Annotated in this window: 23 protein-coding genes, 1 tRNA gene and 1 pseudogene; 7 read left to right on the top strand and 18 right to left on the bottom strand. The window is 67.9% G+C overall.

The genetic code is table 11. The annotated features are described in order from the left end of the window. Window positions 1-6 precede the first annotated feature (6 nt). Complete coding sequence (locus JX613_RS12410; protein WP_207101778.1) at window positions 7-1,455, bottom strand: aldehyde dehydrogenase family protein; 1,449 nt, start codon at window positions 1,453-1,455, stop codon at window positions 7-9. A gap of 153 nt (window positions 1,456-1,608) precedes the next feature. Here JX613_RS12410 and JX613_RS12405 point away from each other — a divergent pair, with 153 nt between their 5' ends. Then, window positions 1,609-2,265, top strand: coding sequence for a peroxiredoxin (locus JX613_RS12405; RefSeq protein WP_207101777.1), 657 nt, complete (start codon window positions 1,609-1,611; stop codon window positions 2,263-2,265). Here JX613_RS12405 and JX613_RS12400 read toward each other — a convergent pair whose 3' ends face one another. The 10 genes from JX613_RS12400 to JX613_RS12355 all read right to left on the bottom strand — a co-directional run bounded on the left by JX613_RS12400 (window position 2,266) and on the right by JX613_RS12355 (window position 10,521). After that, window positions 2,266-3,060 (bottom strand): glycosyltransferase family 25 protein, encoded by a 795-nt coding sequence (locus JX613_RS12400; protein ID WP_207101776.1) that lies wholly within the window; start codon window positions 3,058-3,060, stop codon window positions 2,266-2,268. It lies immediately after the preceding gene. Further along, window positions 3,060-3,815 (bottom strand): hypothetical protein, encoded by a 756-nt coding sequence (locus JX613_RS12395; RefSeq protein ID WP_336512302.1) that lies wholly within the window; start codon window positions 3,813-3,815, stop codon window positions 3,060-3,062. The genes JX613_RS12400 and JX613_RS12395 overlap by 1 nt, the downstream gene beginning before the upstream one ends. 1 nt (window position 3,816) lies before the next feature. After that, a complete protein-coding gene (locus JX613_RS12390; protein ID WP_207101774.1) occupies window positions 3,817-4,713 on the bottom strand; it encodes a hypothetical protein in 897 nt (298 codons plus the stop codon). Window position 4,714: 1 nt separating this feature from the next. Further along, the gene (locus JX613_RS12385) at window positions 4,715-5,503 is read right to left on the bottom strand and encodes a glycosyltransferase family 25 protein (protein ID WP_272874533.1); all 789 of its coding nucleotides are present in this window, start codon (window positions 5,501-5,503) and stop codon (window positions 4,715-4,717) included. Between the two features lie 29 nt (window positions 5,504-5,532). Beyond that, complete coding sequence (gene pnp, locus JX613_RS12380) at window positions 5,533-7,677, bottom strand: polyribonucleotide nucleotidyltransferase (protein ID WP_207101772.1); 2,145 nt, start codon at window positions 7,675-7,677, stop codon at window positions 5,533-5,535. 273 nt (window positions 7,678-7,950) lie between these two features. After that, window positions 7,951-8,595 carry a hypothetical protein gene (locus JX613_RS12375; protein WP_207101771.1) on the bottom strand — a complete coding sequence of 215 codons (645 nt, stop codon included), beginning with the start codon at window positions 8,593-8,595 and terminating at the stop codon, window positions 7,951-7,953. A 145-nt stretch (window positions 8,596-8,740) separates the two neighbouring features. After that, window positions 8,741-9,010 carry a 30S ribosomal protein S15 gene (rpsO, locus tag JX613_RS12370; RefSeq protein WP_207101770.1) on the bottom strand — a complete coding sequence of 90 codons (270 nt, stop codon included), beginning with the start codon at window positions 9,008-9,010 and terminating at the stop codon, window positions 8,741-8,743. A 138-nt stretch (window positions 9,011-9,148) separates the two neighbouring features. Further along, window positions 9,149-10,078 carry a calcium-binding protein gene (locus tag JX613_RS12365; protein WP_207101769.1) on the bottom strand — a complete coding sequence of 310 codons (930 nt, stop codon included), beginning with the start codon at window positions 10,076-10,078 and terminating at the stop codon, window positions 9,149-9,151. Window positions 10,079-10,243: 165 nt separating this feature from the next. Next, window positions 10,244-10,369, bottom strand: coding sequence for a type B 50S ribosomal protein L36 (ykgO, locus tag JX613_RS12360; protein ID WP_042245282.1), 126 nt, complete (start codon window positions 10,367-10,369; stop codon window positions 10,244-10,246). 77 nt (window positions 10,370-10,446) lie between these two features. Then, window positions 10,447-10,521, bottom strand: a tRNA-Val gene (locus JX613_RS12355). Between the two features lie 156 nt (window positions 10,522-10,677). Between JX613_RS12355 and JX613_RS12350 the strand changes: the two genes are divergently transcribed. The 3 genes from JX613_RS12350 to JX613_RS12345 are packed head-to-tail and all read left to right on the top strand — an operon-like array spanning window position 10,678 to window position 12,256. Beyond that, complete coding sequence (locus JX613_RS12350) at window positions 10,678-11,544, top strand: N-formylglutamate amidohydrolase (RefSeq protein WP_237168543.1); 867 nt, start codon at window positions 10,678-10,680, stop codon at window positions 11,542-11,544. Next, complete coding sequence (locus JX613_RS19955; RefSeq protein ID WP_237168542.1) at window positions 11,541-11,768, top strand: NfeD family protein; 228 nt, start codon at window positions 11,541-11,543, stop codon at window positions 11,766-11,768. Before JX613_RS12350 ends, JX613_RS19955 begins: the two co-directional genes overlap by 4 nt. Continuing rightward, window positions 11,765-12,256: an NUDIX hydrolase gene (locus JX613_RS12345; protein ID WP_237168541.1), complete on the top strand. Its 492-nt coding sequence runs from the start codon at window positions 11,765-11,767 to the stop codon at window positions 12,254-12,256. The genes JX613_RS19955 and JX613_RS12345 overlap by 4 nt, the downstream gene beginning before the upstream one ends. Here JX613_RS12345 and JX613_RS12340 read toward each other — a convergent pair. Both JX613_RS12340 and pyrF read right to left on the bottom strand, forming a co-directional pair. After that, complete coding sequence (locus JX613_RS12340) at window positions 12,204-12,926, bottom strand: hypothetical protein (RefSeq protein ID WP_207101766.1); 723 nt, start codon at window positions 12,924-12,926, stop codon at window positions 12,204-12,206. The two genes, JX613_RS12345 and JX613_RS12340, sit on opposite strands and share 53 nt — an antisense overlap. Before the next feature lie 53 nt (window positions 12,927-12,979). Beyond that, entirely contained in the window at window positions 12,980-13,663 is a 684-nt protein-coding gene (gene pyrF / locus JX613_RS12335) for an orotidine-5'-phosphate decarboxylase (protein WP_207101765.1), read from the bottom strand. A 156-nt stretch (window positions 13,664-13,819) separates the two neighbouring features. Here pyrF and clpB point away from each other — a divergent pair, with 156 nt between their 5' ends. Continuing rightward, the gene (gene clpB, locus JX613_RS12330) at window positions 13,820-16,456 is read left to right on the top strand and encodes an ATP-dependent chaperone ClpB (RefSeq protein ID WP_207101764.1); all 2,637 of its coding nucleotides are present in this window, start codon (window positions 13,820-13,822) and stop codon (window positions 16,454-16,456) included. 249 nt (window positions 16,457-16,705) lie between these two features. Here clpB and dxs read toward each other — a convergent pair whose 3' ends face one another. From dxs to JX613_RS12305, 5 genes are read right to left on the bottom strand one after another with little or no spacing between them, the layout of a single operon-like run. Continuing rightward, window positions 16,706-18,622, bottom strand: a complete 1,917-nt coding sequence (dxs, locus tag JX613_RS12325; protein WP_207101763.1) for a 1-deoxy-D-xylulose-5-phosphate synthase — start codon at window positions 18,620-18,622, stop codon at window positions 16,706-16,708. A gap of 33 nt (window positions 18,623-18,655) precedes the next feature. Beyond that, complete coding sequence (locus JX613_RS12320) at window positions 18,656-19,516, bottom strand: polyprenyl synthetase family protein (RefSeq protein WP_207101762.1); 861 nt, start codon at window positions 19,514-19,516, stop codon at window positions 18,656-18,658. After that, complete coding sequence (locus tag JX613_RS12315; RefSeq protein WP_154764573.1) at window positions 19,516-19,752, bottom strand: exodeoxyribonuclease VII small subunit; 237 nt, start codon at window positions 19,750-19,752, stop codon at window positions 19,516-19,518. The genes JX613_RS12320 and JX613_RS12315 overlap by 1 nt, the downstream gene beginning before the upstream one ends. Beyond that, window positions 19,749-20,669 (bottom strand): histone deacetylase family protein, encoded by a 921-nt coding sequence (locus tag JX613_RS12310; RefSeq protein WP_207101761.1) that lies wholly within the window; start codon window positions 20,667-20,669, stop codon window positions 19,749-19,751. Before JX613_RS12310 ends, JX613_RS12315 begins: the two co-directional genes overlap by 4 nt. 9 nt (window positions 20,670-20,678) lie before the next feature. Continuing rightward, a complete protein-coding gene (locus JX613_RS12305) occupies window positions 20,679-22,325 on the bottom strand; it encodes an MFS transporter (RefSeq protein WP_207101760.1) in 1,647 nt (548 codons plus the stop codon). Window positions 22,326-22,664: 339 nt separating this feature from the next. Here JX613_RS12305 and JX613_RS12300 point away from each other — a divergent pair, with 339 nt between their 5' ends. Together JX613_RS12300 and JX613_RS12295 are read left to right on the top strand one after the other, a co-directional pair. Next, window positions 22,665-23,525 (top strand): L,D-transpeptidase, encoded by an 861-nt coding sequence (locus tag JX613_RS12300; protein ID WP_207101759.1) that lies wholly within the window; start codon window positions 22,665-22,667, stop codon window positions 23,523-23,525. 121 nt (window positions 23,526-23,646) lie between these two features. Next, a pseudogene (locus tag JX613_RS12295) lies at window positions 23,647-23,949 on the top strand (hypothetical protein); the annotation flags it as partial.

Genomic DNA, 23,949 nt, shown 5'->3' with positions numbered 1-23,949 from the left:
ATGGGTTCAGTCGGTGGCCCAACCGCTGATGGCCTTGGAATCCATGAACTCCTCGAGGCCCATCACGCCGCCTTCGCGCGCCCGGCCCGACATCTTGACGCCGCCGAAGGCCGACCCCGCACCGCGCGATTGGCCGTTCATTTCCACCATCCCCGACCGCAGGCGGCGGGCCACGCGGTTGCGCCGGGGGCCGTCCTGCGACTGGACATAGTTGGTCAGGCCGTAGGGCGTGTCATTGGCGATGGCGATGGCCTCCTCCTCGGTCTCGAAGGGGATGATCGACAGGACGGGGCCGAAGATTTCCTGCTGGGCGATGGTCATGTCGTTGCTGACATCGGCAAAGACCGTGGGCCGCACGAAATAGCCGCGGTTGACGCCCTCGGGCAGGCCGGGGCCGCCCGCGACAAGGCGCGCGCCTTCGTCGATGCCCGCCTGGATCAGCGCCTGGATCCGGTCCCATTGCTGGCGGCTGACCACCGGGCCGATATGGCGGCCGGGCTGGTGCGCCGTGGCAACCTGCGTTTCATTGGCAACCCTTGCAGCCGTTTCGACCGCGCGGTCATAAACGGACCGTTCCACCAGCATCCGGGTCGGCGCGTTGCAGGACTGCCCGCTGTTATAAAAGCAATGCCGCGCCCCCCGCACCACCGCCTTGTCGTCGGCATCGGCGAAGACGATGTTGGCGCCCTTTCCGCCCAGTTCCAGAACCACCTTCTTCAACGTGTCGGCGGCGGCCTTGGTGATCGCGATCCCGGCGCGGGTGGATCCGGTAAAGCTGATCATGTCCACGTCGGGATGCGTGGACAGTTGCGTGCCGACCCCCGGCCCGTCGCCGTTCACCAGGTTGAAGACGCCTTTCGGCAATCCTGCCTCGTCCACGATCTCGGCGAACAGCATCGAGGACAGGGGCGCGATCTCGGACGGCTTGAGCACGCAGGTGTCCCCCGCCAGGATCGCCGGGATGACCTTCAGCGTGACCTGGTTCATCGGCCAGTTCCAGGGCGTGATCAGGCCCACGACGCCCACCGGCTCCCACGCGATCATCGAATTCGGGGCGTGATCGCCCAAGGGGCGGATGAACCGGAACTCCTTGAAGGCATTGATGAAGTTGGTGATGTGCCAGGTGCCGGCGGCGACTTGGTCGTCCAGCGACATGTCCTGGGGCGCGCCCATCTCGTGGCTGATCGCCCAGGCCATGTCGGCGGCCCGGCGGTTGTAGATCTCCAGGATCTTCTCGACATGGGCCAGCCGTTCCGACGGCTCGGTCCGCGACCACGCCGCGAAGGCCGCCTTGGCCGCCGCCACCGCGCGGTCGGTGTCCGCCTTGTCGCCCAGGCTGATCACCGCCACCGCTTCCTCGGTCGAGGGGTCGATCACCTGAAGGTCGCTGGCCCGCGCGGGATTCACCCACGCCCCGTCGATATAGAACTTGCGCTTGTCCAAGAGCCCGGTCATCGCGATCCCCTCCATCCCTTTTCCTGCACAAGGTGAAGCGGCGGCGGGGCGGGTGCAAGCCTTCTTAAATCTCGACCATCTATGTCGATAAACCTCTGGCATTCCCGGTCGTTTGACCTATTCTGCCTGCGGCAACCACTTGAAAGGACACCCATGTCCCTGCGCATCAACGACATCGCCCCCGACTTCACCGCCCCCTCGACCGAAGGCGAGATCCGCTTTCACGACTGGCTGGGCGACAGCTATGCCGTCATCTTCAGCCATCCGCGCGACTTCACGCCGGTCTGCACGACCGAATTCGGCGCCGTGGCGCAACTGGTCCCGGAATTCGAGAAGCGGAACACCAAGGTGCTGGGCGTTTCGGTCGATTCGGTCGAGGATCATGGCAAGTGGAAGCGCGACATCGAACAGGTGGCGGGCGTCCCGGCCGATTTCGCGATGATAGACGACCGCGACCTGACCGTGGCCAAGGCCTATGACATGCTGCCCGCTGATCATTACCTGCCAACCGAGGGGCGCACGCCCGCCCATTCGGCGACCGTGCGCAGCGTGTTCATCATCGGGCCCGACAAGAAGGTGCGGCTGACCATGACCTATCCGATGTCCATCGGCCGCAACTTCGCGGAAATCCTGCGGGCGCTGGATGCGGTGCAGAAGACCGACGGCGTGCCCATCGCCACGCCCGCCAACTGGGTGCCGGGCCAGGACGTGATCGTGGCGCTGGCCTTGGACGACAAGGCGGCCGAGGAGCGGTACGGCCCCCTGGACATCAAGCTGCCCTATCTGCGGTTCGCCAGGGATCCGGCGTGATCAGGACCGGGGGGCCGCGCCCTTTGCGGCCCTCTGCCGCCGCGCCAGGTCGCGCTTGTGCCGCCAGGCGAACAGCTTGTTCACGATCTGGCGGCGCTGCTTGATCAGCCCGTAAAGCGGATGCCGCCCTTCCGCCGACCGCTTGCCCTTGCCGTCCTCAATGTCGCTTTCCGCGCCGGTGGTCGTGACCAGGGGCGGCCAGACCGCCAAGCCCCGGTCGCTGCGGGTCAGCCAGTGGCGGAAATGATTGTCCACGCCCCGGGTGATGCGGTCATGCGTGCGCACAAAGGTTTCGGCCCCCTGCCGCGACCAGATCAGCGCGGTGGCGGTCATGGGAAAATAATGGGCGCGGGTCAGGTCGTGATGCCGCCCCGCGACATCGAACCCCAGGACCGGGGTATAGATCTTGTGCTGGGGGGAACCCAGGTTGACCAGATCCCAGTCCGGATGTTCGTCCAGCCAGTCCAGAACGACGCGCAGCCCTTCGGCAAAGCCGGGCTTCAGCTGCATGTCGTCCTCGAACACCAGGCCCCGGGCCGCGCCGCTGTCCAGAACGCGGCGCGCGCAGTCCAGGTGGCTGAGGTAACAGCCGATCTCGCCCCCGCGCAGGGGACGGCCCATATAGGCCATCGTGCCCACGGGATCGTAACCGGGAAACTCCTCGACCCGCAGCGCCCTGCCGTCGAAGGCCGGGACGCGTTCAAAGGGGATGCCCGCATCGTCCAGCTGGCGGGTGGCCGAACGCAGCCGGTCCTCCGAGCCGTCCAGGTTGATCAGGTAAACGGGAAGCTGCATCAGGGCGACCCTGCCCCGTCGTCCCACCAGCCGGTCCGGTCGCGGTGGTGCAGCGCACGCAGGCGCGCAAAGGCCGTGTCGTTCACCTGCATCCGGTCATAGACGGTCTTCAGGATCATCCCCGCAGGTTCGGCGGCGAAGAACGGCTCCAGCCGCCAATACATGTTGCGCAGCGTGTCGTCCGTGCCGACAGTAAAGACCGAGGTGCCCTCGAACAGCGGAACCAGGTCGGTTTGCAGCCTGTCGATCCGGTCCGGCATCGGCGCCAGCGACTCGGCCCCGTGGATATAGCGGTCGGATTCGCCGATCTTCACGGTATTGCCCAGCAGCGAGGCCATCATGCCGATGGCGCGCGCCTGCGGGTCGGGGCCATGATCCGCAAAGGTGTCCGCCGCGGAAATCAGCCAGCGCAGGTTCAGGTGACGGCACAAAAAATCCGCCTCTTGCGTCCACAGCGCGAAGAACCGGGCCAGGCTTTCCGGCAGCCGCACCTCGCGCCGGATCAGCACGATCAGGGTCGCGTGATGCAGAAGAAGCTCGGGCTGGCCGGAAAACTCGGCCCTCAGGTTCGCCAGGTGGCGGTCCAGCGACTTGTCCGAACCGCGCGTCTGCACCGCCTCGCCCGCCGCGACGATGCGGTCGCGCATCGCGGCCAGATCGGGATCCCCGGCAAGATGCCGCCGCGCCCCCCAGCGTTTACGGTGCTGGTTGAGCGAGAAGAACCGCTCGATGCGGGATTTCCGGCGCCTGACCACCTCAGCCCCGCCGCGAGACGACCGCGTCCAGGCGCGGATCGAAGCTGAAATCATATCCCGCAAGCGCGGCGCGATAGCCCGCGCTCAGATCGTCGGTGCCGATCTCGTCCTTGCGCCGGGCCGAGGCGTTCACATAGGCCTTGAGCTGGCGCGAGGCCTGCTTCTGGTCGATGAAGGGCCGGATCTTGCGGCCAAAGGGGTAATAGAACACCCGGTCCCTCAGGTCGCGGATCCCGGGGCGGGGCGTGCGGGATATGCCGCTGTTCAGCCACTGGCTTGCCAGATCCGTGTCGCGGGCGGTGCGGAACCAGGCCAGGCTGAACAGCACCTGGTCCCAGACATGCGGGTATTCGTCGCACAGCCGCACCCATTCGGCCAGCATCCTGCCCACCGCCGGGGCCGTGTTCAGGTAGATGAGATAGGAAATATCCTCCCACCCGCCGCGGCGGACAAAGGCCACGTCGAAGGGATTGCCCATCAGGAAGGCGGGCGGGCGCAGGATCGCGGCATCGGCGTCGATCCAGCAGATCGGACGGCCGCTTTCGCGCCAGGCCGTTTCGATCACCCGCGCCTTCAGCCCGGTATTGGCGACCCATGACCCGCGCGAGGCCACAGGCTCGATCCGGTGCGGCAGGCCATGGTGGTCCAGGGAGGCGCGCAGGTCGGCGGCCAGCGCCTCATAGGGGGTGTCGGTGGTGTAATAGGACACGAACAGCGGCGGCTCGCCCTGCGGCGTTTCGTAAAGCGCGATTTCACCGCGCAGATCGGCCGTGCAGGCAAGGTCGGCGGCACCGGGGCGGCGCAGATGCGCGATGATCCTGCCCTGCGGATCGGCTAAAACCTCGGGCAGCGGGCAGAATGACAGCCCCGCCCTGGCCATGTAATCCGAAGGGGTCATCCTAGCCATCCACCGGGCGCGCCAGCCTGCGCCGGATCAGGCCGCGATAGTATCGGGCCTTCAGGAAACGGGCGGGGTTCTTTTTCTCGCGAACCGTCTGCCTCTCTGCGGCAGCCCGGTCCTTGTCCAGATGCGAAGGCCCCTCCCCCGGCGGGGGATGACGCACGATCTGGGGCGTGACCAGCCATGCCTTTGTTTCATACAGGTCCACGGGCCAGTCCGAGACACAAGCGACCGGCGTCGTCGCGCGCAGAATGTCCCGCGCCGCATGGCGGGACAGCGTATAGGCGGTGCAGCCCGATGCCCGCCGCGTCGGCCGATGCATCAGCCAGCGCCCGGCCTTTCTGCGCTGCCAGGGCAAGGCGCGCCCCGAATAATGATACAGCAAGGCCAATGTTTCCGTCCTGTGAAACCCCGCCTGCAGAAAGTCGGCAAAGTCCGGGGTCAGGATCGCATCATCCTCAAGCACAAGCGCACCGGCAAGGCCTTCGTCCAGAATGATTTCGCAGATCCGGCGATGCGACAAGGCGCAGGCGAATTCCGCATCCGTCATGGGCCGTTTCATGCGACCCCGCGCCGCCTCGCGGTCGATCAGCGGCAGACAGTCGTTGGGCAGGCCCTGCCGCCCATCGACACCGTATATCAGGCGCCAGGACAAGCCCATTGCGGCAAGTTGGTCCAGCAAGGGCTGGCGGCGCGCCTCGTCGCCTTGCAGGGTCAATATGAGAATCGGCCAGTCCGTCTGCACCGGAACATCCTGTCGTAAAAGGCATGAAAAAGCCCCGGACATGCCGGGGCTTTTCGATGTCGCGAAAAGAATCAGCCTTCGGCCGCTTCTTCCTTGGCCTCGGTGATTTCCTCGCCGGTCTGCTGGTCCACCATCTTCATGCCCAGGCGGACCTTGCCGCGGTCGTCGAAGCCCAGAAGCTTGACCTTGACCTCCTGGCCTTCCTTGAGGATCTCGTTCGGGTGGTTCAGGCGCTTGGCCGCGATCTGGGATACGTGGACCAAGCCGTCGCGCTTGCCGAAGAAGTTCACGAAGGCGCCGAAATCGACCAGCTTGACGACCTTGCCGGTGTAGATCTTGCCTTCCTCGGGCTCGGCCACGATCGAATAGATCATGTCATAGGCCTTCTTGATCGAATCGGCGTTGGCCGAGGCGATCTTGATGGTGCCGTCGTCGTTGATATCGACCTTGGCGCCCGACACCTCGACGATCTCGCGGATCACCTTGCCGCCCGAGCCGATCACTTCGCGGATCTTGTCTGTGGGGATCTGCATCGTCTCGATGCGCGGGGCGTGGGCGCTGAACTCGCGGCGGCCCTCGGTCAGGGCCTTGCCCATCTCGGCCAGGATGTGCAGGCGGCCTTCCTTGGCTTGCGCCAGGGCCTGCTCCATGATGGCGGGCGTGATGCCCTGGACCTTGATGTCCATCTGCAGGGAGGTGATGCCCTCGGCGGTGCCGGCGACCTTGAAGTCCATGTCGCCCAGGTGATCCTCATCCCCCAGGATGTCGGTCAGGACCGCATACCTGCCGTCGTCCTCCAGGATCAGGCCCATGGCGACGCCCGCGACCGGCGCCTTCAGCGGCACGCCCGCATCCATCATCGACAGCGAGCCGCCGCAGACCGAGGCCATGGACGACGAGCCGTTCGATTCCGTGATCTCGGACACGACGCGGATGGTGTAGGGGAAGTCGGTCGGGGCGGGCAGCACCGCCTGCAGCGCGCGCCAGGCCAGCTTGCCATGGCCGATCTCGCGGCGGCCGGGCGAGCCCACGCGGCCCACCTCGCCCACCGAATAGGGCGGGAAGTTGTAGTGCAGCAGGAAGTTCGAGCGGAAGTTGCCGTGCAGCGCGTCGATGATCTGTTCGTCATCGCCGGTGCCCAGCGTGGTCACGACCAGGGCCTGCGTCTCGCCCCGGGTGAACAGGGCGGACCCGTGCGTGCGCGGCAGGATGCCCACTTCGCTTTCGATGGCGCGGACGGTGCGGGTGTCGCGGCCGTCGATGCGGGCGCCGCCGTTGATCACGTCGCCGCGCAGGATGCCCGATTCCAGCTTCTTCAGCGCCGAGCCCAGGTTCGGATCGGCCAGTTCTTCTTCCGACAGGCTGGCCACGACCTTTTCGCGCACCGCCTGGATGGCGTCACGACGCTCGGCCTTGTCGATGAGGGCATAGGCCGCGCGCATGTCCGTTTCGCCCAGCGATTTCACGCGGGCGTAAAGCGCGCTGTAATCGGGGGACTGGAAGTCGAAGGGTTCCTTGGCGGCGGCTTCGGCCAGGTCGATGATCAGGTCGATCACAGGCTGCATCTGCTCGTGGCCGAACTTGACGGCGCCCAGCATCTCCTCCTCGGTCAGCTCGTAGGCCTCGGATTCGACCATCATCACGGCGTCCTTGGTGCCCGCGACGACCAGATCCAGGCGCTGTTCCGGGTTGGAACGCAGCTGGTCCATGTCCTGGACCTCGGGGTTCAGCACGTATTGGCCGTTGGCAAAGCCCACGCGGGCAGCGCCGATCGGACCCATGAAGGGCACGCCGGAAATGGTCAGCGCGGCGGATGCCGCGATCATCGCCACGATGTCGGGGTCGTTGACCAGGTCATGCGACAGCACCGTGCACATCACCAGGGTTTCGTTCTTGAAGCCCGGCGCGAACAGCGGGCGGCAGGGCCGGTCGATCAGGCGCGCGGTCAGCGTTTCCTTTTCGGTAGGGCGCGCCTCGCGCTTGAAGAAACCGCCGGGGATCTTGCCGGCGGCATAGTATTTTTCCTGATAGTGAACCGTCAGCGGGAAGAAGTCCTGCCCGGGCTTGGGTTCCTTCGCGAAGGTCACGTTGGCCATGACGCTGGTCTCGCCCAGGGTGGCGATGACCGTGCCGTCGGCCTGACGGGCAACCTTGCCCGTTTCCAGCGTGAGCGTTTCCTGGCCCCACTGGATGGATTTCTTCACTTCGTCAAACATCTGGTTTCCTCTGGGCCGCGCCAGCCTTCTGGTTCGCGCCCGTGTCCTATGGCGGCCCCATTGCCGCCGCCCCTATCCTTTGCATGTGCCCCGGGGCTTGGGGCGTCACGTCACAGATGGCGGGCCATTACAGGAAAACAAGGGCTTTGGGAAGCGGCAAGGCGCATCGGCGGGGGGCGGGCCGGGCGGCGATGCCGCAGGGCCGCCCGAAAGACCAGGGGCGGCGGAACCGATGCTCCGCCGCCCCGGATGTCATGCGGGCCTGTCCCGGCCTCAGGCGGCCAGGTCTGCCGCCTTGCCGTCGGCTGCGGCCTCCTCGGCCGGGGCGGTCAGCGCGGCCAGGGGATCGGCCCTGGCCTCGGACAGTTGCTCGACAAGGCTCAGCACCTGCTCGCGTTCCTGCGCCTGGATGGCATGGGCGCGGGCGCGGGCTTCCTCGTCGGGGTCCGTTGCCTCCTCGGCCTTGGCGGTGGATGCAGTGGTGGCGGTTTCCTGAACCTCGCCGCTTGCGGACAAGGTCGGGGTGGCCGTGACCGACAGGGCAGTGGCGGCGGCTGCCCCGGCTTCCGGTTCGGCCTGGGAAGCCTGCAGGGCAGCGATCTGGGCGGCGATGGTCAGGGCCGCGGGCAGGAAGGGAGGCGGCGCCTCGGGCACCGCCGCCGTGGCCGCAGGGGCGCTGGCCTGGCTGTCCGGGGCGGCGGAAGCCGCCGCCACCGCCTGCAAGGCCGCCGGGGACAGGTCGAAGACCACGCCCGGGGTGGCGCCGGACGCCGGTTCTGCCGTCTGGCTGGCTTGCTTGGCCGCCGCCTGGGCGGCCCGGGCGGCGGCATTGGCCTGGGCGGGTGCGGCCGCCGTGGACGGCAGGATTCCGCCCCCCAGCAGGCCCGACACAGCTTTGTTGAGAATACCAAGTACCATTCGCGCATCTCCTTGTGGTGACACGTGAACAGTTCTTAATTTTCCCTTAACCGTCCAGAAAACAGTGCCGAAGATTTTAGGCATCCGCACGGCAAAACGCCCGCGGCCAGGGGCCACGGGCGTTCCATTCGTCAACCGGCTGCGATCAGCGGCGCAGGCCCAGCTTGCCGATCAGGTCGGTGTAGCGGGCTTCGTCCTTCTTCTTCAGATAGTCCAGCAGCTTGCGGCGCTGCGCGACCAGCTTCAGCAGACCACGGCGCGAGTGGTTGTCTTTCTTGTGGGTCTTGAAATGCTCGGTCAGGGTGGCGATGCGCGAGGACAGGATCGCGACCTGAACCTCGGCCGAGCCGGTGTCGCCGGCCTTGGTGCCGAATTCCTGGATGACGCGGGCTTTTTCTTCGACGGTGATCGACATCGGGATCTCCTTTCAGGAAAGGGGTTATGGCGCAGGCCGGGATGTCGTCCAGCACGGGCCCGTGGAGTGTCCGCCCGGGCAAGGCCGGGACGGATGCGCGCCTATAGGGGAAAAGCACCCGCAAGGAAAGGGAAATCGTCAGCCGGGCAGCCGGACCACCAGGATGTCCCGGGCCACGAGCCCGCCGCTTTGCAGCATCCGGCCGATGGCCTCGCCGTTGACGGTGATCAGCACCGTGCCGTCCTTGTCCTCGGCCAGATCGATCCGGGCGTCCCCCGCGATGCTGTCGGGCAGGTGCAGCACCATCTGGTCCTCGCGCGCGTCGAAATCGGCGATCACGGGCAGCTGGCCGGGCGCCTGTTGCAGCACGAACTGGTCGGCGCCGTCCTGCCCTTCGGCGAAATCGCCCGCGCCCGGGGCCAGGGTATCGGCGCCCACGCCCCCGTGCATCCAGACGGTGTCGGGATCGTCGTCGCCCACCAGGTGGTCGTTGCCGCGCCCGCCGTCCAGGTCGTCGGCCCCGCCGCCCGAGACCAGCAGGTCGTCGCCATCGTTGCCCGACAGCCAGTCGTTTCCAGACCCGCCGAACAGCGTGTCCTGGCCTTCGCCGCCGTAAACGGTGTCGGCGCCCTCATCCCCCCAGATGATGTCGTCGCCGCCCTGCCCGGCCAGCGAATCGGCGCCCGCGCCGCCGCGGATCTCGTCGTCGCCCGCGGCGTCATAGCTGCCGTCGCCCTGCACCCAGTCGTCGCCCGCCCCGGCCTCGATGGTGTCGTTGCCCGCGCCGCCGAACAGATCCTCGGCCTCGGGCCCGCCCTCGATCAGCTCGTCGTCGGGGTTTTCCTCGGCCACCGGGGGCCCGGTCACGTCCGGCCCGGGCGCGGGATCGGCCCCGCCCTCCTCGGATGTGCCGGCGCTGATGTCGCCGACCTCGCCCCTGTCGGGCTCGCCCAGGGTGGGGGGCAGATCCTCGGGGTCGTCGTCATCCACGTCGCGGCTGGCGGTGGAGGTCAGGTCCAGCGCGGCCCCCGCCGCGGCAAGCGCCATCAGACTGGCAAGCACGAACATGACACGACCCCGCAGAAACGTTGCAAAATACCTGGGGGCACCAATACAACCTTAAGGCGTGTTAACCAAATGCTTTGTTAGCAAACGGTTAACTTCCGGCGTTCCGGCATGAAAAAACCCGCCATCGGGCGGGTTTGTTTCGTTTTCGCGGTGATCGCGGCCGGATCAGCCCTGGCGGGCCTTGAAGCGGCGGTTGGTCTTGTTGATCACGTAGATGCGGCCTTTGCGGCGCACCACCTGGCAGTCGCGGTGCCGGCTTTTCAGCGAGCGGAGCGAATTGCGAACCTTCATCGGTTTTTCTCCATCACGCGGCCCGCAGCCGCAGGAAAACGAAATGCCCCCGACATCGGCCGGGGGCGGCGAAAACATGGTGGGCGGTACTGGGATCGAACCAGTGGCCACTACGATGTCAACGTAGTGCTCTACCGCTGAGCTAACCGCCCGTCCTCGGGTGATCCCGTCGACACCTTTCGATGTGTCCCGAACCGCCTTTGGTCCGCGTGTCTATATAGGGGGCCCCCGGGGGTTTCAAGCCCTATCGCATCAGGAAAATTCCGGCTTATATGGACCCCCGAGGAAACCGCCTGCCGGGGTCTGACTTGACCGAATCCGACCTGCCTGTCCTGATCGAACGGCCCGACCATTGGTTCAGCGGCGTCATTTTCGGATCCCCGCATTCGGGCTGCATCTATCCCCCCTGGTTCCTGGAAGGCACGAAGCTGCCCCCCGAAACGCTGCGCTCGTCCGAGGACGCCTTTGTGGACCGGCTGATCGCGGGCGCCCCCAGCCATGGCGCGGTGACGATTCGCGCCCAGGTGCCGCGCGCCATCGTGGACCTCAACCGCGCCCCCGACGAGATCGACCCCCTGGTCGTGCGCGGCGTCCCGCGCCACCCCCTGAACCAGCGCACGCTGGCGGGCCTTGGGGTGATCCCGCGCGTCGTCTCGCAGGGTCGCGCCATCCTGGAGCGCCCGATCGAGCGGTCCGAGGCCGAGCGCCGCATCAACGCCTATTGGCGCCCCTATCACCGCGCGCTGGCCGCGCTGATCGCCGAGGCGCGGTCGCGATTCGGCCAGGCGATCCTGATCGACGTGCATTCCATGCCCCATGACGCGCTGGCCCATCTGCACGGCCCGCGCCCCGACATGGTGCTGGGCAACCGCCACGGCATCTCGGCCGCCGCGCGTGTCTCGGACGCCATCGTCGCCGCCGTCGAGGCCGAGGGCTGGCGCATCCGGCGCAATTCGCCCTTTGCGGGGGCCTATATCTGCTCGACCTACGGGCGGCCCTGCCACAACGTCCATGTGGTGCAGCTGGAAATCGACCGCTCGCTCTACATGGACGAAAAGGCCATCGCGCCCCATGCGGGCTTTGACGGTTTCGCCGCCCGCTTCGGGTCGGTGATTCGCAAGCTGGCCATGCTGGAGGCCGATGGCCCGACCGAGGCCGGGATCGCCGCGCAATGAACGGCTGGTGGTGGCTGGCCGCGGCCGTCCTGCTGGCGGGGGTGGAGCTGCTGGTGCCGGGGTGGGCCTTCATGGGGCTCGCGGCCTCGGTCGGGCTGATGGGCGTGCTGATGCTGGGCGGGCTGTGGACGGCGGGGCCGGCGGTCACGCTGGCCGTCACCGCGCTGCTGTCGGCGGTGGCCTGGCTGGTCTTTCGGCGGGTGTGGCCGGGCAGCCGCGAATGACGGCCCGGGCGGCGGGCGCGGATGGGTATCCAGGCCAAGAAGAAGCCGCGTTTCACGGCGCCAAGCTGGTCCTGACGCATGGGGGGCGGCTGCTGACCTTTCTGCGCGACGACAAGCCCGGCCTGCCCTTTCCGGCGCATTGGGATCTGCCCGGGGGCGGGCGCGAGGGCGGCGAATCGCCGGTCGAATGCGCCCTGCGCGAACTGCACGAGGAGTTCGGGCTGGCCCTGCCGCCGTCGCGCCTGACGGGGCGGCCCTTCGCCTCGCGCCAGCATCCCGGCTGGCGGTCCTGGCTGTTCACGGGGCGATTGACCGCCCGAAACATCGCCGCGATCCGTTTCGGAGACGAGGGGCAGGCATGGCGGATGATGCCGCTGGGGGATTTCGCCGCCCATCCCCGCGCGGTGCCGCAGTTCCGCGACCTGGTGGCCGGGATCATCGCAGCGCCGCCACCCCGCGCACCAGCGGGCGCAGCGCGTCGCCCTTGACCATCCAGCTTGTCGCAAAGGCGAAGGTGGCCACGGTTTCCAGCCAGAAGACCGGGCGCAGCGCCGCAAGCCGGGTCTCCAGCCCGGTCGCGAACAGCACCCCCACCAGGGCGATGCTGGCGATGATGGTCCAGCCGCAAAGGCGATAGATCCGGTTCGAGGCGTCCTTTTCCACCCCGTCGACCGCGCCTTTCGTGAACAGCACCAGGCAATAGACCGCCAGCGCCCCGAAGAACACCGCCGCCGCGCCCAGATGCACCTGCGCGGCCAGGCCCGGCCCCAGGGCGCATTGCAGCAGGGTGCAGGCGGGATCCACCCCGGCCCCGGCCTTCCCGGCGGGGCTGGTCGGGGCCAGCGCCACCAGCGCGATGGCCACCGCCGCCACCCGGGCCGTGCCCTTGTCCGTGACCAGGTCGCCCGCATCGGGGCGAAAGCCCTCATAGCTCCACAGGAACACCGCCTGCGCGGTCAAGGTGCCCACGAAGACCTCGCGCATGGGCGTGTAGTAGGCGGCCGAGATGCTGGTCAGAAGCTGGCCGTCCAGCAGGCCATAGGCCAGCAGCGCCAGCGGCAGGAAGAAGCCAAGCGCCCCGATGGCGCGCCTGACCGCCAGAAAGGACAGCACCAGGTCGTTATGCGCCTTTTGCGAAATCCCCCGGTCGTCCGCCATTGCGCGCCCCCCCCTTGCGGGCCCAAGGTGGCGCGGATGGCGGGACGGGTCAATCAGCCGCGCATTTCCGCGATGATGGCCTGCGCTGCGGCGCGCGGATCGGCGGCCTGCCAGATGGGACGCCCGACGACAATGTGATCGGCCCCGGCGGCGATGGCGCTGGCGGGCGTTTCCACCCGCTTTTGATCGCCGAGCGCCGCCCCGGACGGACGCACGCCCGGCGTCACGATCAGCCGCGATCCCGGCAGGGCGCGGATCGCCGCGGCCTCGCGTGGGGAACAGATGATGCCGTCGGCGCCCGCCTCGAAGGCGCGGGCGGCGCGTTCCACGGTGATGTCGTGGATGTCGCCCGGCCGGATAAGCCCCGCGTCCAGATCCGCGCGTTCCAGCGAGGTCAGGACCGTCACGCCCAGGATCTTGAGGCCGGACCCCCCTGCCCCTTCCTTGGCGGCGCGCACCACATGCGGATCGCCATGCACGGTCAGGAAATCCAGGTCGAACCGCGCCAGCCCGCGCACGGCGGCTTCCACCGTGGCGCCGATGTCGAACAGCTTCATGTCCAGGAAGACGCGCTTGCCCTGTTCGTCCTTGAGTTCCTGCGCCAGCGCCAGCCCGCCGCCGGTCAGCATCCCCAGGCCGATCTTGTAAAAGCCCACGGCATCGCCCAGCCTTTCGGCCAGGTCCAGCCCCGCCACGGCGTTCGGCACGTCCAGCGCCACGATCAGCCGGTCATCCATGCTGCCACCCTTGTTCCTGAAATCGCGGCGTTATGGCACATCGCCAAGCCGCTTGAAAGCGCCGCAAGACTACCCAGATGATAGTCGAAGACCCGGACCGGGGCGTGCCAGACGGGCGCCTGCGACACGGGGGCTAGTGGAAGGAGTATATTGCCGATGAACATGGAAAAGTTCACCGAGCGGTCGCGCGGCTTCATGCAGGCCGCCCAGACCATCGCGATCCGCGAGGAAAACCAGCGGGTCGTCCCCGAACATCTTTTGAAAGCCTTGATGGACGACGACCAGGGGCTGTCGTCGAACCTCATCACCCGCGCGGGCGGCGATGCCCGCCGCGTGAAAGAGGCCGTCGATGCGGCCGTGGCCAAGCTGCCCAAGGTGAAGGGCGGCAACAACCAGGTCTATGTGGACCCCTCGCTGGTGCGCGTGCTGGACGAGGCCGAGCAGATCGCCAAGAAGGCGGGCGACAGCTTCGTGCCGGCCGAGCGCATCCTGATGGCGCTGGCGATGGTCAACACCAATGCCCGCGACGCGCTGACGGCGGGCGGCGTGACCGCGCAGAAACTGAACGCCGCGATCAACGACATCCGCAAGGGCCGCACCGCCGATTCGGCCAGCGCCGAGGACAGCTATGAGGCGCTGGAGAAATACGCCCGCGACCTGACGCAGGCCGCGCGCGACGGCAAGATCGACCCGATCATCGGCCGGGACGAGGAAATCCGCCGCGCCATGCAGGTTTTGTCGCGCCGCACCAAGAACAACCCGGTGCTGATCGGCGAACCCGGCGTGGGGAAAACCGCGATTGCCGAGGGCCTTGCCCTGCGCATCGTCGATGGCGACGTGCCCGAATCCCTGCGCGACAAGCGTCTGATGGCGCTGGACATGGGCGCGCTGATCGCGGGCGCGAAATACCGAGGCGAGTTCGAGGAACGGCTGAAGGCCATCCTGAAGGAGATCGAGACCGCTGCCGGGGAAATCATCCTGTTCATCGACGAGTTGCACGTGCTGGTCGGCGCGGGCAAGACCGATGGCGCGATGGATGCCGCGAACCTCATCAAGCCCGCGCTGGCGCGGGGCGAACTGCATTGCGTGGGCGCCACCACCCTGGACGAATACCGCAAGTATATCGAAAAGGACGCGGCCCTGGCCCGGCGCTTCCAGCCGGTCATGATCCAGGAACCGACGGTCGAGGACACGATCAGCATCCTGCGCGGCATCAAGGAGAAGTACGAGCTTCACCACGGCGTCCGCATCTCCGACGCGGCGCTGGTCGCCGCCGCCACGCTGAGCCACCGCTACATCACCGACCGCTTCCTGCCCGACAAGGCCATCGACCTTGTGGACGAGGCCGCCAGCCGTCTGCGCATGGAGGTGGACAGCAAGCCCGAGGAGCTGGACCAGCTTGACCGCCAGATCCTGCAGTTGCAGATCGAGGCCGAGGCGCTGAAAAAGGAAGACGATGCCGCGTCGCGCGACCGGCTGGAACGGCTGGAAAAGGATCTGTCCGAATTGCAGCAGCAATCGGCGGAAATGACCGCCCGCTGGCAGGCCGAACGCGACAAGCTGGAAGGATCGCGCAACCTCAAGGAACAGCTTGACCGCGCGCGCGCCGAACTGGACCAGGCCAAGCGCGAGGGCAACCTGGCCCGCGCGGGGGAACTGTCCTATGGCATCATCCCCGGCCTGGAAAAGCAGCTGGCCGAGGCCGAGACCGGCGGCGACGGGCTGATGGTCGAGGAAGCCGTCCGCCCCGAGCAGATCGCCGAGGTGGTCGAACGCTGGACCGGCATCCCCACCAGCAAGATGCTGGAAGGCGAGCGGGAAAAGCTGCTGAAGATGGAGGAGCAGATAGGCCGCCGCGTCATCGGCCAGCAGGAAGCCGTGGTGGCCGTCAGCAACGCCGTCCGCCGCGCCCGCGCGGGCCTGAACGACGAGAACCGCCCGCTGGGGTCGTTCCTGTTCCTGGGCCCGACCGGCGTCGGCAAGACCGAGCTGACCAAGGCGCTGGCCGAATACATGTTCGACGACGATTCCGCGATGGTCCGCATCGACATGTCCGAGTTCATGGAAAAGCATTCCGTGGCCCGGCTGATCGGCGCGCCTCCGGGCTATGTCGGTTATGACGAGGGCGGCGTGCTGACCGAGGCCGTGCGGCGGCGTCCCTATCAGGTGATCCTGTTCGACGAGGTCGAAAAGGCCCACCCGGACGTCTTCAACGTGCTGCTGCAGGTGCTGGACGACGGGCAGTTGACCGACGGCCAGGGCCGCACGGTGGACTTCAAGCAGACGCTGATCATCCTGACCTCGAACCTCGGCTCTCAGGCGCTGTCGCATCTGCCCGAGGGGTCGGATTCGTCCGATGCCCGCCAACAGGTGATGGAGGCGGTCCGGGCGCATTTCCGGCCCGAGTTCCTGAACCGCCTGGACGAGATCATCATCTTCCGGCGGCTGAGCCGCGCCAACATGGACGGGATCGTCAACATCCAGTTGCGGCGGCTGGAACAGCGTCTGGCGGGGCGCAAGATCACGCTGGATCTGGACGAGGGCGCGCGCAAATGGCTGGCCGACCAGGGCTATGACCCGGTCTTCGGCGCGCGTCCGCTGAAGCGGGTGATCCAGCGCGCCTTGCAGGATCCGCTGGCCGAACTGCTGCTGTCGGGCGAGGTTCTGGACGGCCAGACGGTCCATGTCAGCGCCGGGCCGGAGGGGCTGATCGTGGAAAACCGCATCGGCCGCGCGGGCCACAAGCTGGGGGCCGTGGGCGAAGGCCCCCGCCCCGAGGCGACCGTCCACTAACACAAAAGGCGCGGGCAGACCCCGCGCCTTTTTCATTCCGCGATACCGCCAGAGACTGCGCAGGGAGGAGGGGGCGGGTCCCTGGCGGATGTCGAGGATCGGGGCCGGATCACTCGCCCCATGCGTTAATACTGCGCCTGATCGCGATAGGTGTCAGCGACGGCCTGCAAATCCCGTGCCGCAATGCAGAAGAAGCGGCACCGCTGCGGGATTGCGCAGCAGGCTGCCCGTTTTCGCGGCAGATCCCGGTCAGGCGGTCTTGCCCGCCAGTTGCGCGATCCCCATGACCTCCAGCACCTTCGCCTCGATATGCGCGGCGTTGAGCGCCGAGCTGTCATACATGGCGAAAGGCGCGTCGTGATCGACGAAGCGGTCGGGCAGGACCATGGACCGGAAGCGCAAACCGCTGTCGAAGATGCCTTCGTCCGACAGAAGCTGCGCGACATGGCTGCCGAAGCCGCCGACCGCGCCTTCCTCCAGCGTGATCAGCGCGTCATGGGTCGCAGCCAGGCGCAGGATCAGGTCGCGGTCCAGCGGCTTGGCGAAACGCGCATCGGCCACGGTGGGGGTGATGCCGCGCGCCCCCAGCGATTCGCAGGCCTTCGCCGCCTCGGACAGGCGGGTGCCGAAGGACAGGATCGCGACGCCCTTGCCTTCGCGGACGATGCGGCCCTTGCCGATTTCCAGCACCTGACCACGTTCCGGCATCTCGACCCCGGTGCCCTCGCCGCGCGGGAAGCGGAAGGCGATGGGGCCGCTGTCGTGGGCGGCGGCGGTGGCGACCATGTGCATCAGTTCCGCCTCGTCGGCGGCGGCCATCACCACCATGCCGGGCAGGTTCGCGAGGAAGGCGATGTCATAGGCCCCGGCATGGGTCGGCCCATCCTGGCCCACCAGCCCCGCGCGGTCGATGGCAAAGCGGACGGGCAGGTTCTGGACCGCCACGTCATGGACCACCTGGTCATAGCCGCGCTGCAAAAAGGTCGAATAGATCGCGCAGAAGGGCTTCATGCCCCCCGCCGCCAGCCCCGCGGCAAAGGTCACGGCGTGCTGTTCGGCGATGCCCACGTCAAAGGTCCGGCGCGGAAAGCGTTCGGCGAACTGCTTCAACCCCGTGCCGTCCGGCATGGCGGCGGTGATGCCGACGATCTTCTCATCCCGTCCGGCCTCGTCGATCAGGGCCTGCGCAAAGACCGCCGTATAGCTGGGCGCGTTCGACTTGGCCTTGGCCTGCACGCCCGTCACCATGTCGAACTTGCCCGTGGCATGGCCCCGGTCGGCGGCGTTTTCGGCGGGCGCATAGCCCTTGCCCTTGCGGGTCACGGCATGGATCAGCACCGGGCCGGTCGCGCGCGCCTTCACCGTGCGCAGCAAGGGCAGAAGCTGGTCCAGGTCGTGGCCATCGACGGGGCCGATATAGGAAAAGCCCAGTTCCTCGAACAATGTGCCGCCGATGGTCATGCCCTTCAGCATTTCCTTGGCCCGGCGCGCGCCCTCCTGGAAAGGCGGCGGCAAGAGGCCCACCGCGCCCTTGGCGGCGGCCTTCAGATCCTGGAACGGGCGGCGGGTGTAAAGGCTGGTCAGGTAGGACGACAGCGCGCCCACCGGCGGGGCGATGGACATCTCGTTGTCGTTCAGGATCACGATCAGCCGCTTGCCCAGGTGGCCCGCGTTGTTCAGCGCCTCGAAGGCCATGCCCGCGCTCATGGCGCCGTCGCCGATCACCGCGATGGCGTCGCCCGGATCGCCGCCCAGGTCGCGGGCCACCGCAAAGCCAAGCGCCGCCGAAATCGAGGTCGAGGAATGGCCCGCGCCGAAGGGGTCATAGGGGCTTTCCGCGCGTTTCGTGAACCCCGCCAGCCCGCCGCCCATGCGCAGGGTGCGGATGCGGTCGCGCCGGCCGGTCAGGATCTTGTGCGGGTAACACTGGTGGCCCACGTCCCAGATGATCTTGTCGCGCGGGGTGTCAAAGACCGCGTGCAGCGCCACGGTCAGTTCCACCACGCCAAGGCCCGCCCCCAGGTGCCCGCCGGTGACGCTGACCGCGCTGATGGTTTCGGACCTGAGTTCGTCGGCAAGCTGGTGCAGTTCCCGGTCGCTCAGCGCCTTCATGTCCGAGGGCAGCTTGACCCGGTCGAGGATCGGCGTCTTGGTCAGGTCGGTCATCGGCTGGCCCCTTCAGGCATTGCGGGCGGGCGTTCAGGTGTCGCGTTCGATAACGAAACGCGCCAGATGGCGCAAGTTTCCGGCACCCTCGCCATAGGGTTCCAGGGCGGCATCGGCGGCGGCGGCCAGCCGCGCGGCCTCGGCCCGGGCGCCCTCCAGCCCCAGCAGGGACACGAAGGTGGCCTTGCCCGCCGCCATGTCCTTGCCCACGCGCTTGCCGGTCACATCTTCGTTGCCGGTCACGTCCAGGATGTCGTCGGCGATCTGGAAGGCGAGGCCCACCGCATCGGCATAGGCGGCCAAAGGGGCGGGATCGGCATCCGCGATCAGCGGCCCAGCCATGGCGGCAAAGCGGATCAGAGCGCCGGTCTTGCCGCCTTGCAGTTCGGTGATCTGGCCCAGCGTCAGCGGTTGGGCAGCAGATTCGGCGGCGATGTCCAGCGCCTGCCCCCAGACCATCCCGGCCCCGCCCACGGCCTGCGCGAAAGCCGCGACCAGGCGGCGGGTGGCGGCGGCATCAAGGGCAGGGTCCGCCAGCAGCCCGAAGGCCAGCGATTGCAGCGCGTCGCCCGCAAGGATGGCGGTCGCCTCGGACCATTTCACATGGACGGTGGGCAGGCCGCGCCGCAGGTCGTCGTTGTCCATGGCGGGCAGGTCGTCATGGACCAGGGAATAGGCGTGCAGCGCCTCGACCGCCGCCGCGACTGGCAGGGCTGCGGCATCAGGCACGCCGTGCAGGCGGGCGGATTCCATCACCAGAAAGGCCCGGATCCGCTTGCCGCCCGCGCAGGCATAACCCATGGCGTCGCGCAACTCGCCCGGGGGCAGCGCACCGATGGCACCATCAAGCGCGGCCTGGACCCGGGCCTTCACCGCCGTCAGCCGTGACTGCATCACAGCCCCTCGGCCGGTTCCGTTCCCGTGGGCTGGCCATTGGCCGCGAGGGTGATCTTTTCCACCCGGTCCTCGGCCTCGCGCAGGCGTTTCTCGCAATGCTGGCGCAGGGCGGCGCCGCGTTCGTAAAGGCGGATCGATTCGTCCAGGGACGCGTCGCCGGTTTCCAGCTTGCCGACGGTGGCCTCCAGCTCCTTCATGGCTTCCTCGAAGCTCATGGTCGCGATGTCGTTCATGTTCCGGCCTCCAGCAGCACTTGGACATGGGCGCGGGTGGACCGGCCCAAAGCCGCCAGATCATAGCCCCCTTCCAGGCAGGATACCACGGGGGCCGAGAGATCCGCCGCCATGTCGCAGATCATGCGGGTGATGGCGGTGAAATCGGCGTCCTGCCATTCAAGCTGCGCCAGCGGATCGGCGGCATGGGCGTCAAAGCCCGCCGAGACGATCACCAGTTGCGGATTGAACTCACGACATTGCGCCAGGATGTCGCGCCAGGCGGCCTGCCCCGCCGCGCCATCCGATCCGGGGCGCAGGGGCACGTTCACCATCTGCCCGTGCGCGCCCCGTTCGGACGCTGCCCCCGTGCCGGGATAAAGCGGCATCTGGTGGGTCGATGCGAAAAAGGCGCGGGCATCGTCCCACAGCAGCGCCTGCGTGCCGTTGCCGTGATGCACGTCGAAATCCAGCACCGCCACGCGGTCCAGCCCGTGATGGTCCAGCGCCCGCATGGCTGCGATGGCCGCGTTGCCGAAGATGCAGAAGCCCATCGGCTTTTCCCGTTCCGCATGGTGGCCGGGCGGGCGCATGGCGACAAAGGTATTGGCAACCTCGCCCGCCAGAACGGCATCGACGGCGGCGACCGCGCCGCCGACGCCGCGCAAGGCGGCATCCAGGCTGCCGGGCGACAGATGCGTGTCGGCATCCAGCATCTGCCAGCCGTCCTCGGGGACCGCTGCCCGTATCCGGTCCAGGTAGCGCAAGGGATGGCAGCGCAGGATCTCGGCTTCCTCGGCCCGAGGGGCCTCTCGCCGGTCCAGATCCAGGTCGGCCAGCGCGTCGATGACGGCGCCATAACGTGCCACCTGCTCGGGATGGCCGGGGGGCGTGATGTGGCGTTCCGCGTCAGGGTGGGTGAACAGGGCCGTGGTCATGCGCTCTCCTTACACGTCCATCTTGCCGATCAGGGGCAGGTCGTCCTCGGGGCCGACGCTGTGGCGCTCGATCATGCGGTGGACCAGGGGATCGCCCTCGCCCCGGTGCAGGGCGCGCAGGGCCACGGTGATTTCCGCGTCCGATTTCGTGCGGCGCAGGTTGTGGCGGACATATTCGTCCCAGGTGGCGATGTGATAGCTTTCCGACCACAGGTCGGGATGTTCCAGATCGCGCAGCAGCGCCCAGTTCCGCGCCCCGTCGCGGCGGCGGATGTTGCGGCGCAGGCCCATCAGGCGCAGGAACTCGGCCGTGTCCTGTTGCGCGATGCGGTAATCCACCATCACCATGATCGGTCCCGACCGGCCGCGCAGATCCAGCCGCAGCGCCGGTTCGCGGAAGCGGTTGGCCGGATCCAGATCGGCGGTGCCGAATTCCGGCACCTTGAACCAGAAGCCGACAACAGCCCCCGCCAGCAGCACAAGGCCCGCCGCCGTCAGCGCGTCGCCCAGGCCATGCGCCCCCGCGACGCTGCCCCAGACCCAGGATCCCGCCGCCATGCCGCCGAAGGTCGCCGTCTGGTACAGCGCCAGGGCGCGGGCCACGACCCAGCGGGGGGTGGAAAGCTGCACGGTGACGTTGAACAGCGAAAGCGCCAGCACCCAAGACGCGCCCGCGGGCAGCAGCGCCAGCGCGTGCAGCCAGATGGCCTGCGTCTGGCCCAGCACGATGGCCGACAGCGCGAACCCGGCAAAGGCCATGCGCACGATGTTTTCGTTGTTGAACCGCGCCCGGATGCGCGGGTTCAGCGCGGCCCCCGCGATCGCGCCGATGCCATAGCAGCCCAGAAGGCCCCCGAACAGCATGGACCCCCCTTCCGGGTGGGCCTTGGCGACCAGCGGCAGCAGCGCCAGCACCGACACGGCGGCGAATCCGAACAGCGCGCCGCGCCCGATCACCCGCGTCAGGTTCGGGGACAGCAGCACATAGCGCAGGCCTGCGGCCACGGCGGGCAGGAACTCCTCGGGCGGGGCGGTGCGGGGGGCGATGTTGGGACGCCAGCGCAGCAGCGCGCCCAGCAGCGGCACATAGCTGGCCGCGTTGACGGCAAAGGCCGCCGCCGCCCCGAAGGCCGCCACGATGAAGCCCCCCGCAGCCGGGCCCACGCTGCGCATCAGGTTGAAGCCGACCGAGTTCAGCGTCACGGCGGCGGGCAGATCGGCGCGCGGCACCAGGTCGCCCATGCTGGCCTGCCAGGGCGGGTTATAGAGCGCCTGCCCCGCCCCGATCAGGAAGGTGAAGACCAGCAGCAGCCAGGGCGTCAGCCAGCCTTGCCAGGCCACGATGGCCAGCGCCAGCGACACGGCCGCCATGAAGCATTGCGCGAACATCAGGATCGCCTTGCGGTCGAAGATGTCGGCCAGCGCGCCGGACGCCAGCGCCAGCAGCATGATCGGCAGCGTGTTCGAGGCCTGCACCAGCGCGATCAGCGTGGCGCTGTCGGTCAGTTGCGTCATCAGCCAGGCCGCGCCCACCGCCTGCACCAGCCCGCCGAAGTTCGACACCAGCGTCGCCCCCCACAGCAGGCGGAAATCGGGATAGCGGAACGGGGCAAGCGCGGAAGGGGACGGGGGCCGGGATGCTGTCTGGTCGGTCACGGGAACGGTCGCTCTGGCTTTGGGTGCAGCCTAGCCAGCGGGGCGGCACGGTGCAATCGCGGTCGGGACGGGGGGCCTTGTGGCGGCGATGAAACCAAAGCAAACGACAAGTTGTTCCCCCGTCAGTCAATCTTGAACGGACTGCCGCCCTTTCGCCACAATGCGGGGATTGCTGTCCACTGGTGCGGGCCGCAAGGCTTGACGCCGGTGCATGTGACGGGCTGATAAACCTAGCGCGAATCACCCTTGGCCTGCCACAGGGGCGATCAAGACGAAATTCACACGCCGACGGCACCGGATCCGCCCGTGCCGCGGCGGTGCCATGAAGGAAGAATGAAGATGCGTCTCGTTACCCTGTTCACGGCGGTTGCCCTGGGGCTTGCCGCATGTGGAAGCAGCCAGCCGATCACGCTGGCCAATCCCACGGTGCCCGAAGCCTATCAGGCCCGCACGGATTCCGGCCCGAACGGAGAGCCGATCCAGATCCCCGCCGTCCGTGCCGCCTATCTGAACGAGCGCAACCAGCGCCAGCAGGTGCCCTATAACGGCCCCGAGGCGCCGGGCACCATCGTGGTCGATCCCTATGCGCGCGTGCTGTATCACGTCCAGCCGGGCGGCCAGGCGATGCGCTATGGCGTGGCCGTGGGCCGGGCGGGCACGGGTTACGCCGGGACCGCGACCATCGCGCGCAAGGCGGCCTGGCCGTCGTGGCGGCCCACCGACAACATGATCCGCACGCAGCCGGATCTGTATGCCCAGTTCGCGGGCGGGCTGTCGGGCGGGATGCACAACCCGCTGGGGTCGCGGGCGCTGTATCTTTATGAAGGCGGGCAGGACACCTATTACCGCATCCACGGCACGATGGACCCGTCGTCGATCGGCAAGGCCACCTCGGCGGGCTGCATCCGGCTGTTCAACCAGGATGTCATCGACCTGTTCGCCCAGGTGAAAACCGGCACGACGGTCCATGTCCGCAGCCAGGAGGAAAGCATCCGCCTGGAAGGCCCGATGATCGAGACGCCGGAAGGCTATGTCCAGCCCGCCAACCAGGCGCAGACCGCCATGGCCGGCGCACCCACGGCGATGGCCGCCGCGCCCACGACGGCGCTGGTGACCGATCCCTATGCGGTGACCACGATCTCGACCCCCGGCGGGGCGCCGGTCACGACCTACTCGCCGGTGGAAAGCGCCGTGCAGTAAGGCACAGGCCCCGACGGCAGGCCCTGGCCCCGGTTGATTCCGGGGCCTTTCCGTTTGCAAAACCGGAAAATCTCTTTCAACATCCGCCGCAAAAATCAGGCTGCGTGCCGAGGGAACAGCGATGCCCAACCATACCAAGCTGGAACAGGAACTGCTGACGGATGACCAGCGCGCCCTGACCCGCAACAGCCGCGGCGCGGCCTTGAAGGCGCTGGACGACGCGGCGCTTCTGAAGCTGATCGCGGATCTGCAGCAGGCGGCGGACCAGGCCGCCCCCGTGGGCGAGGATGGCCAGGTTTCCGCGGGCGAGCTGCTGTCCGGCGCGCTGCGCCGCGCCCAGGCCGAGCAACGCAAGCGCGCCCGCCCGCCGCAACCCGGGGCTGCCGCCCCTGCCCCGGCCGCCAAGGCCGCGCCCCTGCCCGAG

The organism is Paracoccus shandongensis (assembly GCF_017315735.1).
GTDB lineage: Bacteria > Pseudomonadota > Alphaproteobacteria > Rhodobacterales > Rhodobacteraceae > Paracoccus > Paracoccus shandongensis.
The sequence above is the reverse complement of the archived record's forward strand: the minus strand, read 5'-3'. Positions and strand labels throughout refer to the sequence as shown.

Excerpts from the sequence above, each read along its gene's own strand:
- ykgO (WP_042245282.1), bottom strand. The coding sequence starts at position 10,369 with ATGAAGGTTCGCAATTCGCTCCGCTCGCTGAAAAGCCGGCACCGCGAC.
- JX613_RS12385 (WP_272874533.1), bottom strand. The coding sequence starts at position 5,503 with ATGTCCGGGGCTTTTTCATGCCTTTTACGACAGGATGTTCCGGTGCAG.
- JX613_RS12405 (WP_207101777.1), top strand. The coding sequence starts at position 1,609 with ATGTCCCTGCGCATCAACGACATCGCCCCCGACTTCACCGCCCCCTCG.
- JX613_RS12390 (WP_207101774.1), bottom strand. The coding sequence starts at position 4,713 with ATGACCCCTTCGGATTACATGGCCAGGGCGGGGCTGTCATTCTGCCCG.
- dxs (WP_207101763.1), bottom strand. The coding sequence starts at position 18,622 with ATGACCGACCTGACCAAGACGCCGATCCTCGACCGGGTCAAGCTGCCC.
- JX613_RS12410 (WP_207101778.1), bottom strand. The coding sequence starts at position 1,455 with ATGACCGGGCTCTTGGACAAGCGCAAGTTCTATATCGACGGGGCGTGG.
- pnp (WP_207101772.1), bottom strand. The coding sequence starts at position 7,677 with ATGTTTGACGAAGTGAAGAAATCCATCCAGTGGGGCCAGGAAACGCTC.
- JX613_RS12310 (WP_207101761.1), bottom strand. The coding sequence starts at position 20,669 with ATGACCACGGCCCTGTTCACCCACCCTGACGCGGAACGCCACATCACG.
- JX613_RS12375 (WP_207101771.1), bottom strand. The coding sequence starts at position 8,595 with ATGGTACTTGGTATTCTCAACAAAGCTGTGTCGGGCCTGCTGGGGGGC.
- JX613_RS12400 (WP_207101776.1), bottom strand. The coding sequence starts at position 3,060 with ATGCAGCTTCCCGTTTACCTGATCAACCTGGACGGCTCGGAGGACCGG.
- clpB (WP_207101764.1), top strand. The coding sequence starts at position 13,820 with ATGAACATGGAAAAGTTCACCGAGCGGTCGCGCGGCTTCATGCAGGCC.
- JX613_RS19955 (WP_237168542.1), top strand. The coding sequence starts at position 11,541 with ATGAACGGCTGGTGGTGGCTGGCCGCGGCCGTCCTGCTGGCGGGGGTG.
- JX613_RS12320 (WP_207101762.1), bottom strand. The coding sequence starts at position 19,516 with ATGCAGTCACGGCTGACGGCGGTGAAGGCCCGGGTCCAGGCCGCGCTT.
- pyrF (WP_207101765.1), bottom strand. The coding sequence starts at position 13,663 with ATGGATGACCGGCTGATCGTGGCGCTGGACGTGCCGAACGCCGTGGCG.
- JX613_RS12300 (WP_207101759.1), top strand. The coding sequence starts at position 22,665 with ATGCGTCTCGTTACCCTGTTCACGGCGGTTGCCCTGGGGCTTGCCGCA.
- JX613_RS12315 (WP_154764573.1), bottom strand. The coding sequence starts at position 19,752 with ATGAACGACATCGCGACCATGAGCTTCGAGGAAGCCATGAAGGAGCTG.
- JX613_RS12345 (WP_237168541.1), top strand. The coding sequence starts at position 11,765 with ATGACGGCCCGGGCGGCGGGCGCGGATGGGTATCCAGGCCAAGAAGAA.
- JX613_RS12365 (WP_207101769.1), bottom strand. The coding sequence starts at position 10,078 with ATGTTCGTGCTTGCCAGTCTGATGGCGCTTGCCGCGGCGGGGGCCGCG.
- rpsO (WP_207101770.1), bottom strand. The coding sequence starts at position 9,010 with ATGTCGATCACCGTCGAAGAAAAAGCCCGCGTCATCCAGGAATTCGGC.
- JX613_RS12340 (WP_207101766.1), bottom strand. The coding sequence starts at position 12,926 with ATGGCGGACGACCGGGGGATTTCGCAAAAGGCGCATAACGACCTGGTG.